13 protein-coding genes and 2 pseudogenes are annotated in these 13006 nt (G+C 59.7%); 7 read left to right on the top strand and 8 right to left on the bottom strand.

Annotation, left to right across the window (positions count from 1 at the left end; all coding sequences use genetic code 11):
- Positions 1 to 40: 40 nt before the first annotated feature.
- Positions 41 to 754 (bottom strand): translesion DNA synthesis-associated protein ImuA, encoded by a 714-nt coding sequence (gene imuA / locus QFZ94_RS32795; protein WP_429462084.1) that lies wholly within the window; start codon positions 752 to 754, stop codon positions 41 to 43.
- Between the two features lie 228 nt (positions 755 to 982).
- Here imuA and QFZ94_RS32800 point away from each other — a divergent pair.
- Together QFZ94_RS32800 and QFZ94_RS32805 are read left to right on the top strand one after the other, a co-directional pair.
- A pseudogene (locus tag QFZ94_RS32800) lies at positions 983 to 1671 on the top strand (SOS response-associated peptidase).
- 70 nt (positions 1672 to 1741) lie between these two features.
- Positions 1742 to 2137, top strand: a complete 396-nt coding sequence (locus QFZ94_RS32805) for a hypothetical protein (RefSeq protein WP_429462086.1) — start codon at positions 1742 to 1744, stop codon at positions 2135 to 2137.
- A gap of 374 nt (positions 2138 to 2511) precedes the next feature.
- Here QFZ94_RS32805 and QFZ94_RS32810 read toward each other — a convergent pair whose 3' ends face one another.
- On the bottom strand, positions 2512 to 3093 hold the full coding sequence (locus QFZ94_RS32810; RefSeq protein WP_429462088.1) for an SRPBCC family protein: 582 nt from the start codon (positions 3091 to 3093) through the stop codon (positions 2512 to 2514).
- Positions 3094 to 3101: 8 nt separating this feature from the next.
- Entirely contained in the window at positions 3102 to 4067 is a 966-nt protein-coding gene (locus tag QFZ94_RS32815; protein WP_429462090.1) for an NAD-dependent epimerase/dehydratase family protein, read from the bottom strand.
- Between the two features lie 359 nt (positions 4068 to 4426).
- Between QFZ94_RS32815 and QFZ94_RS32820 the strand changes: the two genes are divergently transcribed.
- The gene (locus tag QFZ94_RS32820) at positions 4427 to 5323 is read left to right on the top strand and encodes a LysR family transcriptional regulator (protein WP_429462092.1); all 897 of its coding nucleotides are present in this window, start codon (positions 4427 to 4429) and stop codon (positions 5321 to 5323) included.
- A 227-nt stretch (positions 5324 to 5550) separates the two neighbouring features.
- Here QFZ94_RS32820 and QFZ94_RS32825 read toward each other — a convergent pair whose 3' ends face one another.
- Positions 5551 to 6711: an IS30 family transposase gene (locus QFZ94_RS32825; RefSeq protein WP_429455971.1), complete on the bottom strand. Its 1161-nt coding sequence runs from the start codon at positions 6709 to 6711 to the stop codon at positions 5551 to 5553.
- Positions 6712 to 6865: 154 nt separating this feature from the next.
- Positions 6866 to 7264, bottom strand: coding sequence for a nuclear transport factor 2 family protein (locus QFZ94_RS32830; protein ID WP_429462094.1), 399 nt, complete (start codon positions 7262 to 7264; stop codon positions 6866 to 6868).
- An 81-nt stretch (positions 7265 to 7345) separates the two neighbouring features.
- On the opposite strand from QFZ94_RS32830, the gene QFZ94_RS32835 reads away from it, so the two are divergent.
- Positions 7346 to 8287: a LysR substrate-binding domain-containing protein gene (locus tag QFZ94_RS32835; protein ID WP_429462096.1), complete on the top strand. Its 942-nt coding sequence runs from the start codon at positions 7346 to 7348 to the stop codon at positions 8285 to 8287.
- A gap of 425 nt (positions 8288 to 8712) precedes the next feature.
- On the opposite strand, the gene QFZ94_RS32840 is transcribed toward QFZ94_RS32835, so the two are convergent.
- Entirely contained in the window at positions 8713 to 9081 is a 369-nt protein-coding gene (locus QFZ94_RS32840; RefSeq protein ID WP_429462098.1) for a response regulator, read from the bottom strand.
- 232 nt (positions 9082 to 9313) lie between these two features.
- On the opposite strand from QFZ94_RS32840, the pseudogene QFZ94_RS32845 reads away from it, so the two are divergent.
- Positions 9314 to 10466 (top strand): annotated as a pseudogene (locus QFZ94_RS32845) (ATP-binding protein).
- Positions 10467 to 10818: 352 nt separating this feature from the next.
- On the opposite strand, the gene QFZ94_RS32850 reads toward QFZ94_RS32845, so the two are convergent.
- Complete coding sequence (locus tag QFZ94_RS32850; RefSeq protein ID WP_429462100.1) at positions 10819 to 11430, bottom strand: hypothetical protein; 612 nt, start codon at positions 11428 to 11430, stop codon at positions 10819 to 10821.
- Positions 11431 to 11790: 360 nt separating this feature from the next.
- Positions 11791 to 11919, bottom strand: coding sequence for a hypothetical protein (locus QFZ94_RS32855; protein ID WP_429462102.1), 129 nt, complete (start codon positions 11917 to 11919; stop codon positions 11791 to 11793).
- On the opposite strand from QFZ94_RS32855, the gene QFZ94_RS32860 reads away from it, so the two are divergent.
- Positions 11912 to 12208 carry a hypothetical protein gene (locus QFZ94_RS32860; protein ID WP_429462104.1) on the top strand — a complete coding sequence of 99 codons (297 nt, stop codon included), beginning with the start codon at positions 11912 to 11914 and terminating at the stop codon, positions 12206 to 12208. The two genes, QFZ94_RS32855 and QFZ94_RS32860, sit on opposite strands and share 8 nt — an antisense overlap.
- Positions 12209 to 12217: 9 nt before the next feature.
- Complete coding sequence (locus QFZ94_RS32865; RefSeq protein ID WP_429462106.1) at positions 12218 to 12952, top strand: IS6 family transposase; 735 nt, start codon at positions 12218 to 12220, stop codon at positions 12950 to 12952.
- The last annotated feature ends 54 nt before the right edge of the window (positions 12953 to 13006 follow it).

The raw sequence follows: 13006 nt of genomic DNA on the forward strand, positions 1-13006 counted from the left end.
CATCGCCTTCTGGCAGTCACCGCCCTGCCCTCGCCGCCTCTTAGTCCACCGTCTCGGGCTGCGGTGACTGAACCGGGGCGACCTTGCGCGCGGGACGGGTCATGCGGCCGTGCGGACTCAGCAAGACCGGTGACGGCTTGAGGACGAGGTCGAATGGCTCGATGCCGACCGGCCCTTTTCGCTTGATGATTTCGACGTTGATGCCGTTGACCGCGGGTCGCAGCGCCAGGCGCAGCGCTGCTGGCGAAGCGTCGTGCAGGGTGATGAGCGGCCGAAGCGCAATGAAGAGCACATCGGAGGCCTGCGCATGCAGCGACAGTCGCCGGAGCGAATCTGCGCGCATGTGCTGTTGCCATAGCAATACTGCACCGCATGTGTTCGCCTTCAGCACCTGTTCCGTCGCCCAAAGCGCGTCCGCCGCATTTTGAGGCTGCAGCGTCATCAGCTTGTCGACCGGTACCCCGATATACGAAAGTCCGATGACACCGGGATTGTGCGGCGGGTTGATGTTGATCAGCACGATCGGGCGTTTCGCTGCCGCACTGAGCGCCGGCTGAAGGAGGCGCAGTTCGCCGATCCCGGGCTGCGAGAGCAGCAACTCCGTCAGCGCACCGACGGGCCACCCTCCCCCGGGCAGTTCCCGCGAGAGGTGGTCATGTCCTGTGGACACAGTCCGTCCAGCCGAACGCGCGAGCTGGCTGGCTCGCCAGAGCGACGGATGGATTTCCTCGACGTGCCTCGGAAGCGCTGACATTTGGGGAGCTGGCAAAAATACTGTATGGATGTACAGTATATTACGCGCTTCTCTGTGTTGCAGCTACTTCCAAGTAGTGCCGGAACGTGTAGCATCGTGCGGACAACGTGCGTAGGCCCGTCCGGTTCGATGGCGGTCCGATGGATGCGAGCGGGCCCGGGGCGATATCTCACGGGCCTTTTTGCCGGCCAGCGGTGGCCAAACGTGGCGCGATATCGGAGAGAACTGATGTGCACCAGTTACGAAGCAAATCCTAACGACGCCTGGGACGCTTTTAGCTTGTTCCCGGAGCCCGACTTCGACTACAAGCGTGAGATCTACAAGGACTACTACGCGCCCATCTTCCGGCGCGGCGGCGACGCGTTCGAAACAGTTGGGGCTTCGTTCGGCATCGTTCCAAGGCGGCATATCCCTCCGGGCGTGAAGGCGTTCGATACGATGAACGCGCGTTCAGAATCAGTCGGGGAGAAACGCAGCTTCAGCGGCGCATGGAAGAATCTCCAACTCTGCCTTGTTCCATGTCGTGCGTTTTTGAACCGAACTACGAGACGGGCAAGGCGGTGCGTTGGAGAATCGGCACGGCAAGCGGCGATCCACTGGCAATCGCGGGGCTCTGGCGCTCCTGGAAGGAAGTCGACGGCTCGCATAACCTCTCGTTCACAATGCTCACGGTGAACTCAGATGAGCATCCGCTGATGAAGCGCTTTCATAGGCCCGGCGCAGAGAAGCGCTCCGTTGTCATCGTCCCGCCGGCGCAGTATGGCGATTGGCTCTCCTGCGGATCGACCGATGAAGCGCGCTCCTTTCTGAAGCTCTATCCAGTCGAAGCAATGCACGCGGAACCATACCCCCTTCCCCCGCGTAAATCGCCAGTGGCCGACAGACCCGGTGATCCGCAGCTGCCGCTTGTCGATTGAACGAGTACGTGAACTTGACTACCGTCTGTGCCGGGTATGCTGGTGCGAATGACATCCTGTTGATTGAATGATGAGCGCGAAGTTTCTGGTTGGTCGGTGGCAGTCCCCATGGGCGAGTGATCCATTTCTGAAGATCCGCATAGCGATTGAGATAGATGCGCGATCCGTCGTGATGGTGCACCACTTCGTCGAGCGCGCGTGGCGACGGTTCGGGCAGGACGAGAACGCATACGTACGCGAACTCATCATTGAAGAGATCGATGCGATCGTTGAGTGCCCGGAGGATTATGGGTTGAAAGCGACTGATGCCATATCCGCGGCATGGTCCGAGGCGGAATCGAACGCGCTGCTCGAGCTCCCGGAGGACGATGAAGAAGTGAATTCAGACGATAGGTCAGAGCATGCGTGCGCCTGCTGCGATCGATGGTACCGCGAACGTGCAGTGAGCGAATGTGAATGCCCCTAAATACGGAGTTTCCGACATGCGCAAGCGAGGTAACACCCATCTATCAACGAAGCGTGCTCTTTTTTGAACGTCATCCGGTGGGAGCAATGCACGCGGAGGCCCACCCTCTTCCTCCGCCGAAATCTCCGGTGGCCGATAGGACCAGCGATCCGCAGTTACCTCTTGTCGATTGAGCGCGATATCTCGCTCAGGCTGAAGTCGGCCACGAGCGGCCGGTAGAGGTCGTCGTCCAGTTCGGCTAACTGACGCCTCATCCGCCCTCGCTCAATGGCCGTTGTTCGGTACGCTAGTTGCCGCCGGCACTGCTGCAAGCGGCCAGGAGCGGTCATCAGCCGAAGTCGCCCAGGTTTGCAACAATGTCTCGGGTCAAGCGCTCACTGAGTGCTCCACTGGCGTTGCGGCGAGTCAGCTTCGCTTACCTGCCTGAGCCGCGCCAGCCAATCCTGCAGGGCTTTGTCCAGCATTGGTTGCAGAGTCGAGACGTTGGCCCTCACGACTTCACCACTCCACGACTCCTCAGTGTGCACGTGGACGCCGCGCCCCGTTGCGGTGAACTCCCAAACATGCACCGCGAAGATTCCTTGCGCCGGGCCTGTCCAGACGATTCGTCGCTCCGGAACGATCTGCTGGATCGTCGACGTGATCTTCAGGCCACCTTCCTCCCATTCGAATGCCGATCCGACCGCCAGCGTCCCGTCAAAGTTGACTGCAGTCACGGTGGGCCGCCACGCCGGCCAGGCCGAGATGTTTGTCTGAACCGCCCACACGGTTGAGAGCGGCGCGTCGATGTCGATGTCATGGCGCGACACTACCGAAGCTGCCTGATCGATACTTACTGTACTTCCCGCGTGCGCCTGTCTTGCCGCGAGCAGCACCACAGCGACTACCACGAGGGCCGTACCAACAGACGCACGGGTGATGAAGCGCGCGACTGCGCTGGAAGTGAAGTCGTTCATGGCGATCCTCACGCTGCGGTGGCCAGCGCACGGGTGTTCGACGCGGCGACGATCGTCTGCCGGATGCCTTCCACATAGGACGTTTTGCGGATCGGCCCGATCAGCTGCTGCAGCGCCGAATCGTCCATGATCAGTGGGTCGGTCATCAGGTAGTTCATCTCGACCATCTCGCGCATGAAAGGGTTGAACAGGCCAACAAGTCGAAGCATCATCTTGCCCGCCACGCGCAACTTGAGCTTTTTGCCAGTCTGGCGTTCCATCTCCGACACCAGTTCGCGCTGCGTCGTGACACCCGCGCCCGCGAGGTTCCAGATCTTCCCAAACGCGGCGGGAGTATCGATCAGCCGCGCAACCACCGGACCGACGTCGGGTACGAAGACGAACTCGTGCGGGCGGTCGATCGGCCCGACCATGTCTGCGGTGCCGCCGTTCACCGCAGCCTGCGCCGCGCGGTGCAGCAGACTGGCTTCCACCCCAGGGCCGTAGAAGTCCGGCAAGCGCAGGACCGTTGCGTTGACGCGGCCGTCGGCATGCGCTTGCATCAGTAGATCCTCTTGCGCCTTGCGCATGCGGCCCTTGAACGTGTGCGGCTCACGTGGGTGGTCTTCGCGAACCGGGTTGGCTTCTGTCATGCCGTACGGGTACACGGTGCCGATCAGGATGATGTTTTTGACCCCGGCGGCGACCGCACCATCAATCGTCCTGCGCATCAGTTCGGAATGTAGTTCGAACTGCCAGTAGTTCACGCCGACCATATAGATCAGCGTCTCGATTCCCTTTGCTGCGGCCAGCACGGAGGCGGGCGAATCCGGGGTCCAGGTGACGATCTCAGCGAGCGGATCAGCGCCGAATGCCTTGCGCAGGCTGGTTTCCGTACGGCCGACGACGCGATAGGGACAGCCTCTGCTGCTGAGGGCGGAGGCAATGCTTTGACCGATGACGCCGGCTGCGCCGAATAGTGCTACGTTGGACATGATTATTCTCCTTTCGGTGAGAGTTCAGAACGAGGGCGAAAGATCGCAGCTGAGATCGACAAGGCACGAGAGCGCACAGCCACCAGACACACGTCGAGAACGGGTTGAACCGGTGCCCGTAGGCAGGCTTCAAGCGCTGCCACGGAAGCGGCGAATAGCACGCCGACGACCCGCCTCGTCCATACGGCTGTGACGCAGGCACCTTGGCGGGGCGATGTCCGGGCGTCGATGGCTGCAATGTTCATTTCTGGCTCCGTGGACTTCGATCGACGTTGCTGCTGGAGTCCGTAGTTTGCGCATTAGACGGTCAAACGAAAATTGCCTAAAATCGCATGGGACCTATAAAAAAATGCATAGCCATGAATCGACGCGAACCGAACTGGGAGTGGTACCGCACTTTTTTGGCGGTCTTGGAGACAGGTTCACTGTCGGCGGCGGGGCGCTCGTTGGGTACGACTCAACCGACGATTGGCCGTCACATCGACGGTCTTGAATCGGCACTGGCGTTAAAGCTCTTCACGCGCTCGTTCGATGGCTTCGCGCCTACCGACGCCGCGCTCGAACTGAAGCCCTATGCGGCCGGCGTGGCCGCGACCTCGGCAGCACTGCTTCGGGTGGCCTCCAGCCATGGTGCAGGCGTTCGCGGCACGGTGCGATTGACCGCGAGCGAGGTGATTGGCGTCGAGGTGCTTCCGCCTATCCTCGCTGCATTGCGCAACGAGCACCCGGAACTGGCGATCGAACTGGTGTTGTCGAACAAGGTGGATGATTTACTGCATCGGGAGGCGGACATCGCGGTGCGCATGCTTCGGCCCACGCAGGAAGCATTGGTGGCCAAACGCGTAGGCGGCATCAAACTCGGTTTGTATGCTCACGAACGCTATTTGGCAGCGCACGGCACACCGAAATCGATCGATGAGTTGTCCCACCATGCGATCGTCGGCTTTGATAACGAGAACGCGTTCATCCGCCAGTTCCAGGATCAATTCCCGCTGTTCTCGCGCGCTGCCTTGGCGTTTCGTGCCGATAGCGACTTGGCCCAGCTAGGCGCCATCCGCGCGGGCTTCGGCATTGGAGTATGCCAATCGGCGTTGGCCCTGCAGGACAAGGCGCTTGTACCAGTGCTATCGGCCAGTTTTTCTTTGGCGATGGACACTTGGGTCGCCATGCACGAGGATCTACGCGAGAGCACGCGTTGTGCGGTGACGTTCGCGGCAATCGCCGCGGGGTTAAAGGCTTACATACGGCGATCGTAGGTCACCTGGCGGTTGGCGTCGACAGATTGTCCGGAAGCTTTTGCAGGAGTGTGGGGCTTCCGGTTACGCTCGACTCATCGCAAATGGCCGGTTTTGCGAATTGTAAAGGGCCGTTGTGGGGTCGGGACTGCGCACTGACGACTGGCCGTTTCCAGGCAGCGAAACTCCACTGTCGGCTTTCGGGCGATCCATTTGACGAGCGGACTGACGGTGCCCGACCGGCGGATTCAACCGGTCGATGCAATAGTTTGGTTAAACCGCTCGGCTGGCGTTTCGTAATTCAGTGTCTTCCTCGGACGTTCATTGAGCCGTCTCGCCACAGCATTGAGCCTAGTCTGTGAATACACCGACAGGTCGGTACCTTTCGGGAAGTATTGCCTCAACAGTCCATTCGTGTTCTCGTTCGACCCACGCTGCCAGGGATGTTGTGGGTCGCAGAAGTAGACGGCAATGTCCGTGGCAACAGTAAAGCGTTTGTGGCTGGCCATCTCAGTGCCGCGATCCCAGGTTAGCGATTTGTAGAGTTCCTGGGGCAATTTGCAGGCATGTTTGATGAGCGCATCGGCAACCACCTCGCTGTCCTTGCTGGCAATCTTCACCAGCATCACATAGCGTGTCTGGCGCTCGACGAGCGTCGCAATCTGGCTGCTCCCGCTGCCGCAAAGCAGATCACCCTCCCAATGTCCCGGCACTGCGCGGTCCTCGATCGTGGCTGGACGTTCGCTGATCGACACCGTGTCGCGGATCCTGCCGTGGTCGCCCGTCTTCTGCGTGTAATGGCGGGAACGCCGCATGACCCGGGTACGCCGCAAATGTTCGAGCAATTCCTTCTTCAAGACACCACGGGCCTGGATGAAGAGACTGCGGTAGATGGTCTCGTGTGACACGTGGTAATCCTCGTTGTCCGGGTACGCGCGCCTGAGCCATCCCGCGATCTGCTCGGGCGACCACTCCAGTTGAAGTTTGTCTGCCACGATGCGTGCCAACATCCGGTGTTCGACCAGCTTACAGACTTTGGGCCGCTGCGCCCGATCCCAGGCAAGCTGATCGGCGTGACTTGCCCGATAGCCATCCTGCCCACTGTTGCGTTTGATCTCGCGGCAGATGGTAGAGGGAGCCCGCGCAAGCCGACTGGCGATTGACTGGATCGAATCGCCAGCAACAAGCGCGCTCGATATCTCTTCCCGCTCGGCTAATGTTAGCGCCAGCCGCGAACGATGTCGCTTTGCCGGCGGGATTCCACCGGCTTCGCCGATGATCCGCTGCACGGACGAGTGGTGGCGATCGAAGAGCTGGGCGATATGCTCGAGAGACTCACCCTTTCGCCAGCGCTCCCACATCAGCGCTTTCTGCTTCTCGCTGTAGTAAATCCGGTGTCGCTGTTTCATTTGCAACACTCCCGCCGCTCATGCAGCGTTCATTGTGTTGCATCGACCGGTTGAATCCGCCACCCCTAACCCGTCATTCAATCTTCAGCGCCGTCAACGGCCGCTGACAAGCAACTTCCGCCTCCCGCCACATTGCTTTAACACATCGATTCGGCTACGCGTATTTGTCACCTACCGTACTGCGAATCGGATGGGTATCGTAGACGATGATCATCCGCTCGATTAGCCCGTTGTCGTCGAATTCGAAAACATCGACGCACTCGAAACGCACCGCGGAGCCATCCTTTAGTCCCCAATCATAGACGAAGTAACCGGTCGCACGTCGGGCCCCCATCGTGCTAACGCAGATGTCGATAGGCGTTATTCTGCTTTCTCCAGACGCTGCGTTGACCTTCGCAAAGAATGGCGCTGGGCGCATCCAGCCGAGAAACGGCGAGAAGATTTGGGCGTCCGGCGTGAACAAGGCGCAGATCGCCGCGATATCGCCGCGCTCCAACTCCCCGAGATAGTTGCGAACCTGCCGCGTGTATAGTGCTTCCGACGATGAGGCCATCTTCATTCTCCAATCATTCGTTGACAACTCCGCGCATTAGAGCGGATGCGCATCCGATACAGGCACGATAGCGATGCACCGATGACCAAACAATCGAAAAATCCGCAACCCGGGTATGCAACCCATGCATATCCATTGGCCGACCTTACGCGGGCGCTGCCGCCACTGACAGCGTTCCAGGCATTCATCGCCGGGGCGCAACTCGGGAGCATCAGCAAAGCCGCTGACCATCTGTGTCGAACGCAGGGCGCGGTGAGCCGTCAGATCCAGCAACTGGAAGCGCACTACCGGTGTGCACTTTTTGTGCGCCATGCGTCGGGGCTGACGCTGACGGCGGAAGGAAGCGAACTGTTGACCGTGGCCGTAAGCGTACTCACGCAACTGGTTCAGCACGCAGACATTCACGCCAGGACAGCGTCTATCGTCACCCTGCGGTTGCCATCCACGTTCGCGATTCGCTGGTTGCTCCCACGGTTGGCAGACATCAATCACGCGTTGCCTGGAACAGAGCTCCGCATCTCCACATCGGCGGACGACACGCCAGATTTCACTATCCCTGACGTCGACGCCATCGTTGTTCGCGGAACCGGGCAGTGGGCGGGTATGGACGCGGTTCCGTTGTTTGCCGAGCAACTCACACCGATGTGCACAAGCGAAATGGCCGCATCACTTAGCTCGGCAGCCGACCTTGCCCATGTCACATTGCTCCATCCTGGGCACGGCCATGAGGAGTGGCGATGCTGGCTGGAAAGCGTTGGGGCACGGCACATCGACGCGGACCGTGGACTCGTTTTTGATACCCTCGAATTGACGCTCACCGCTGCGGCGGAAGGGCATGGCGTTGCAATAGGCGATCCCCGAATGGCGCGGGACCGCCTGCGGACTGGGACACTGGTGACGCCTTTTATCGACGTGGCGCAAAACGGCTTGTCGTACTTCGTCGTCTATCCATCTCAACGAGCCGTACAGTCCAAGATTCGTGCCCTCGCTGACGTCTTGTTTCGGCTTGCGCAGGAAGACTGATTGTTATCGAGAGAAGCAGTCCTGTACTGTGACGCCCCAGTCAGCAGTTGACGCGCGGCTCGAACAGCGCCAATGCCAGTGTTCAAATCTTTGATCACGTTGCGCATCGCCATCGCCAGTCGGGCCGCTGAAGCAGGACGACACATTTTGGTGCCGCAAAGTCTCATAGCTGAGCGGAACTGACGTTCGAATGTCCGCGCCGAGAGCGCGGTCGAACGACCGGAAGTGGCCGATTAGGTGAGGTCGCCAACGGCCGCTTATCGGCACTCCGCTTCGCAAAACCTAGACTTGGTTGACTGACCGGTTCGAAGAAAGTTATCTGGCCGGAGTGGGTCGATTTGATGCGTTCGCCGTTGGCCCCGCGCCCACCTCGGCACACCTGAGTGCTGGGCAGCGAAGGGCCGAACGGACACAAATTCCTTCACTCAATGAGCCAGGACATCCGGGCTGAATGCAATCTGTCTGAGCAGCTTCAACAGCAGATCAGGAGCGGCACCTTTCTGGACGTACCCGTCAAAGCCGGCCGCAATGCCTTTTGCACGGACGGTGATCTCGTCATAGGCGGTGAACGCCAAAAGGACCAGATGCTGGGTACGAGCGTCATGTCGCAATTCGCGTGCGAGTCCAAATCCGTCCGTGCCGGGCACGTTGATGTCGAGCAATGCGATCTCCGGCATCCACGCAGCCATGGCGGTCAACGCCGCGGGGACACCCACGGCAAATCGGGCCCCGTATCCCGATGCCGACAGCGCGGCTGCAATTGCTTCCGCCCCTTTTCCATCGTCGTCGATCACGAGCAGGCGAGGCGGTTCGTTTCCCTGTCGCTGAGGGAGGGTGCGCAACGTCCATCGCGCAGTGGGGAGGAACGGATTCATACGCGCAAGCGCTTCTGGTAGGCTCAATGTTCCTGGCTGCGAGCACGGGCTATTCCCGCCCAACTACGTCAGCCAGGCGGTAGCAATGGCCCGGGTAACCTGGAACGCCGCCTGTTTGCCTGTGCCAGTCCTTCCAGTCGAGGGGGAGTCCATGCGGCTTGCTGATTTTATTTCGCAAAACGAGGAGCCGATCCTGACGCAGTGGGAGGCGTTCGCCGCCACACTGCTGCCCGCGGCGGCGAACATGCAGTCGTCGGGGTTGCGCGACCATGCACAGCAGATCCTCCAGGCCATCGCAAAGGATTTGCGAACTTCGCAGAGCCGGGACGCGCAGTTCCAGAAATCCGTGGGGCGAGCCCCTTCCCCGATTGACGCGACCGAAACAGCCGCGCAAACACATGCTCTTCTTAGAGCACGGGCCGGCTTCAACATCAACCAGATTGCCGCCGAGTATCGCGCCCTGCGCGCAAGCGTGCTTCGACTGTGGATGGATGATTGTGAGCCCGGCGAATCAAGGCTGGACGACGTCATCCGCTTCAGCGAAGCGATCGACCAGGCGCTTGCCGAATCCATCTCCTTTTTCACAGCACAGGTCGAGGAGGATCGAAACCTTCTTCTGGGCATGCTCGGCCACGACATGCGCAGCCCTCTGCAGGCGATTCAGATGACCTCAGCTTATCTCGCGGCACTCAACGCCGGGGGCAGCCGCGGCCCGCCTCATCCGGAGCGGAGCGCGGATGCAGGCACTGCTCGACGATCTGACCGATTTCAGCAGGACCAAACTGGGCTTGGGGATCAACGTGGTGCCCCGCAACATCGATCTGACCCAGGTGCTGTCCGAAGAACTGGACGAACTCCGTGCCATTCATCCCGACAGGCAGATCCTTCTCAACGTTAGTGGAGATTTACGGGGCACCTGGGACGGCCAGCGCCTGCAGCAATTGCTGCAGAATCTCGTTCTCAATGCAATCAAGTACGGGGCGAAGGACGCTCCAGTCACGGTCGACGCGACTGGCGATACAACGCAGGTGCGTATAGACGTCATCAACCAGGGACCTGCCATTGGGCAGGCGACGCTCGAGTGCATTTTCGATCCGCTGACCCGTGGCCCGGATCGCCAGACCCCAACAGGCGCGGAAACCAGCCTGGGGCTGGGATTGTATATAGCCCGCGAAATCGCCAGAGCTCATCACGGCGCAATTGAATCGCGGTCCGACGAAACGCAGACAGTGTTTTCGGTATCACTGCCGCGTGAAAAAATCACTAACGACTCGGAGACTGACGCATATCTCCAGCGCAGTTAGCAACTGCTCCCGATCACCGTTTTTCGCCGCCGTCGAAGAAGCCATGAGCTTGACCGTTTGAAAGCCGGAGTCGGGCAAGTGGCCGTGGGATCGCAAAGAACGGTCATTGCGGGCAATACCGGGTGCGTGACCGCTTCACGCCCTGAGTGACTCAGTCAAGCTTTTGGAGGGGGAAGCGTTAAGTTTGCAAGGGTCGATGCATACCCTCAGCCCCTACGCTGGCGGCTTCGGGTCTGCTCCGGAAGTCTCGATCTGACCAAGGACGGCACGTTCGGTGCCACCAGCCACGTTCGATAACCTGTTATGGCAAAGGCCGCCGGCTTATGGCCGATCACTAGCCCCGGCGAGCAAGTCAGGTGGCAGGCTGCCAATGCCCATCGGTCAACGAAACACCAAGGTTCGCTTTCCCCCTGCCTGTGACGTCGGTGCCTAACACTGGGAACGACGTCTGAAGCTGTTTGTTTTCCGCCCACTTCGGTATGTCTGTTATTTCGTAGGAGTACGTTACAGTCGTGACCATGGTGCCGCCCAGTTTCATCGGTTCGTCCCAGTTCAGGACCTTCGTGAGTTTTGCTTTCCCATAGCAGAATGCGCCGTAGAGCTTGCCGGGAAACGGCTGTCGCTCATTCGGAACCAGCAGCTTCTTCCCTTCGTCGGTCAGCGTGAAAATCGCCTGTTTGCGAAAGCTCGTTGAAGAGCTCGGTCCTTCCTCCTTCACCGTTGCGAGGCCAGCCTGCACGAACCCCATCCCGGCGTCATAAAACGCGTAAGGGTTCCCGTGGTCCGTGGGATCGCTTGTCGCCGGCCAGACTCCAGTTGGCAGGCACCGCGGTTGGCTAGATGCCAATTTCTGATTGACGGCCGCGGCGAAGTTGTCTGCGTTCGGGGCGGACTTGTCCGAGCAGCCAGTGGTGGTGGCGATAACGGCAAGGGCTAGAAGGCGAAACAGCGGGCGCATTTGCATGGATCGATCTCAATCTTCATATTTTTGCACGTGCAGATATTACCCGAAGCCAGCACTTCAACCCACAGGGACCCCCCGCCACGGGCAGGCGGTTCGCATTATGCGAATTTTTTGCCCAGGAGACTCGCGGCTCGATCGAACAGAATTGCACCGGTGCAACGACTCGACTTGCACCGGTGCAACAATTAAATTTCCGGGCATTTCGTTGGCTCGTTGCCGCGTACCCGAGCACCCGCCCGCGGCATGCAGCGAATTGCTCTGGGCCTGTCGCTCAGCAAAACCCGCAATCACGCACAGAAACAACCCTCTTTCGGTTACAAACGCTCGCATTAACGATATAGAGTTCATTCTCGTGCGGCGTCAAAAAACCGAAAATGCGATGTGCAGCGGTGCGAGACCGCCGCTGCCCTCTAAAGACTTTCTGACGAATCGAAGATTCGTCTGGTCGGTGCCGGACGCAAATTCAGTATATAAGGTCAGAATGGACACGAACTTTCTCTGGTTGTCAGAACCTTCGGACACCTATCGACTCTGGCAGGAGACCGACGCTGTCGGGGCCGACCGTAAACCCTTCTCTGCCCGCTCGCGGGTGCAACACGCCGCGATGTTTGACCGCTTTCTTCGGCACATCAACGAGAAAAGTGTGTCGGTTGCCACCTTCGATGCCGCGCACATTGAGTCATTTTTCAACGAGATGGACAGGCGTACCGCGCCCGGCACATCGACGCGGCTGCGGTACGCCAAGAGGCATTGTCACGTTATCGAGATGGTCGGGTAAGATCGCATGATGAAAAATGCAAAATCGCTGTACCACGGTCATCGCTTTCCCGCATCGGTCATCAGTTGCGCGGTGCGTTGGCATTTCAGGTTCCAGCTCAGCCTGCGCGATATCGAAGAGCTGCTGTTCGAGCGCGGGGTTATCGTCAGCTACGAAACGGTACGACGCTGGTGCGATAAGTTCGGCGCGTGCTTCGCACACCGTGTGAAAGCGTGGCGTCGCAAGCCCGGCACCACATGGCACCTTGACGAAGTATTTGTGACGTTGCGCGGTGAGCCTTACCTGTTGTGGCGCGCCGTCGATCAACACGGTGCTGAACTCGATATCCTGCTACAGAAGCACCGCGACAAGGCAGCAGCGAAGCGGTTTTTCAGGCGCGTGCTTGCCGCGTGCTCTGAGGTACCGCGCAAGATCGTTACTGACCAGTTGCGCAGCTATCGGGCGGCGAAAGCCGAGATTCCCGCACTGGCTTGCGTCAAGCACATCTTTGTCAAAGCCAGCGCGCGGGTCAATAACCGGGCCGAAAACAGTCATCAGCCGACCCGCGAACGCGAGCGACGCATGCGTGGCTTTCGCGATCCAGAGCGCACGCAGGCTTTCCTATCGAGCTTCGGTCCGATCCGGCAGCACTTCGCGCTGAAGCGACACCTGCTACGCGCCTCGCTCTATCGCAAACAGCTTGCTACACGCTTCGCCGCCTGGCATCGCTTCACAGAGATCACCCAAGTTCCGCCCGTTTTCTGAGCAAGCGCGTTGCCCCCCACTGTTTTACGTCGCGAGCAATTTAACGTGACAGTG

The organism is Paraburkholderia sp. JPY465 (assembly GCF_050436725.1).
In the GTDB taxonomy this organism is placed as follows: domain Bacteria; phylum Pseudomonadota; class Gammaproteobacteria; order Burkholderiales; family Burkholderiaceae; genus Paraburkholderia; species Paraburkholderia youngii.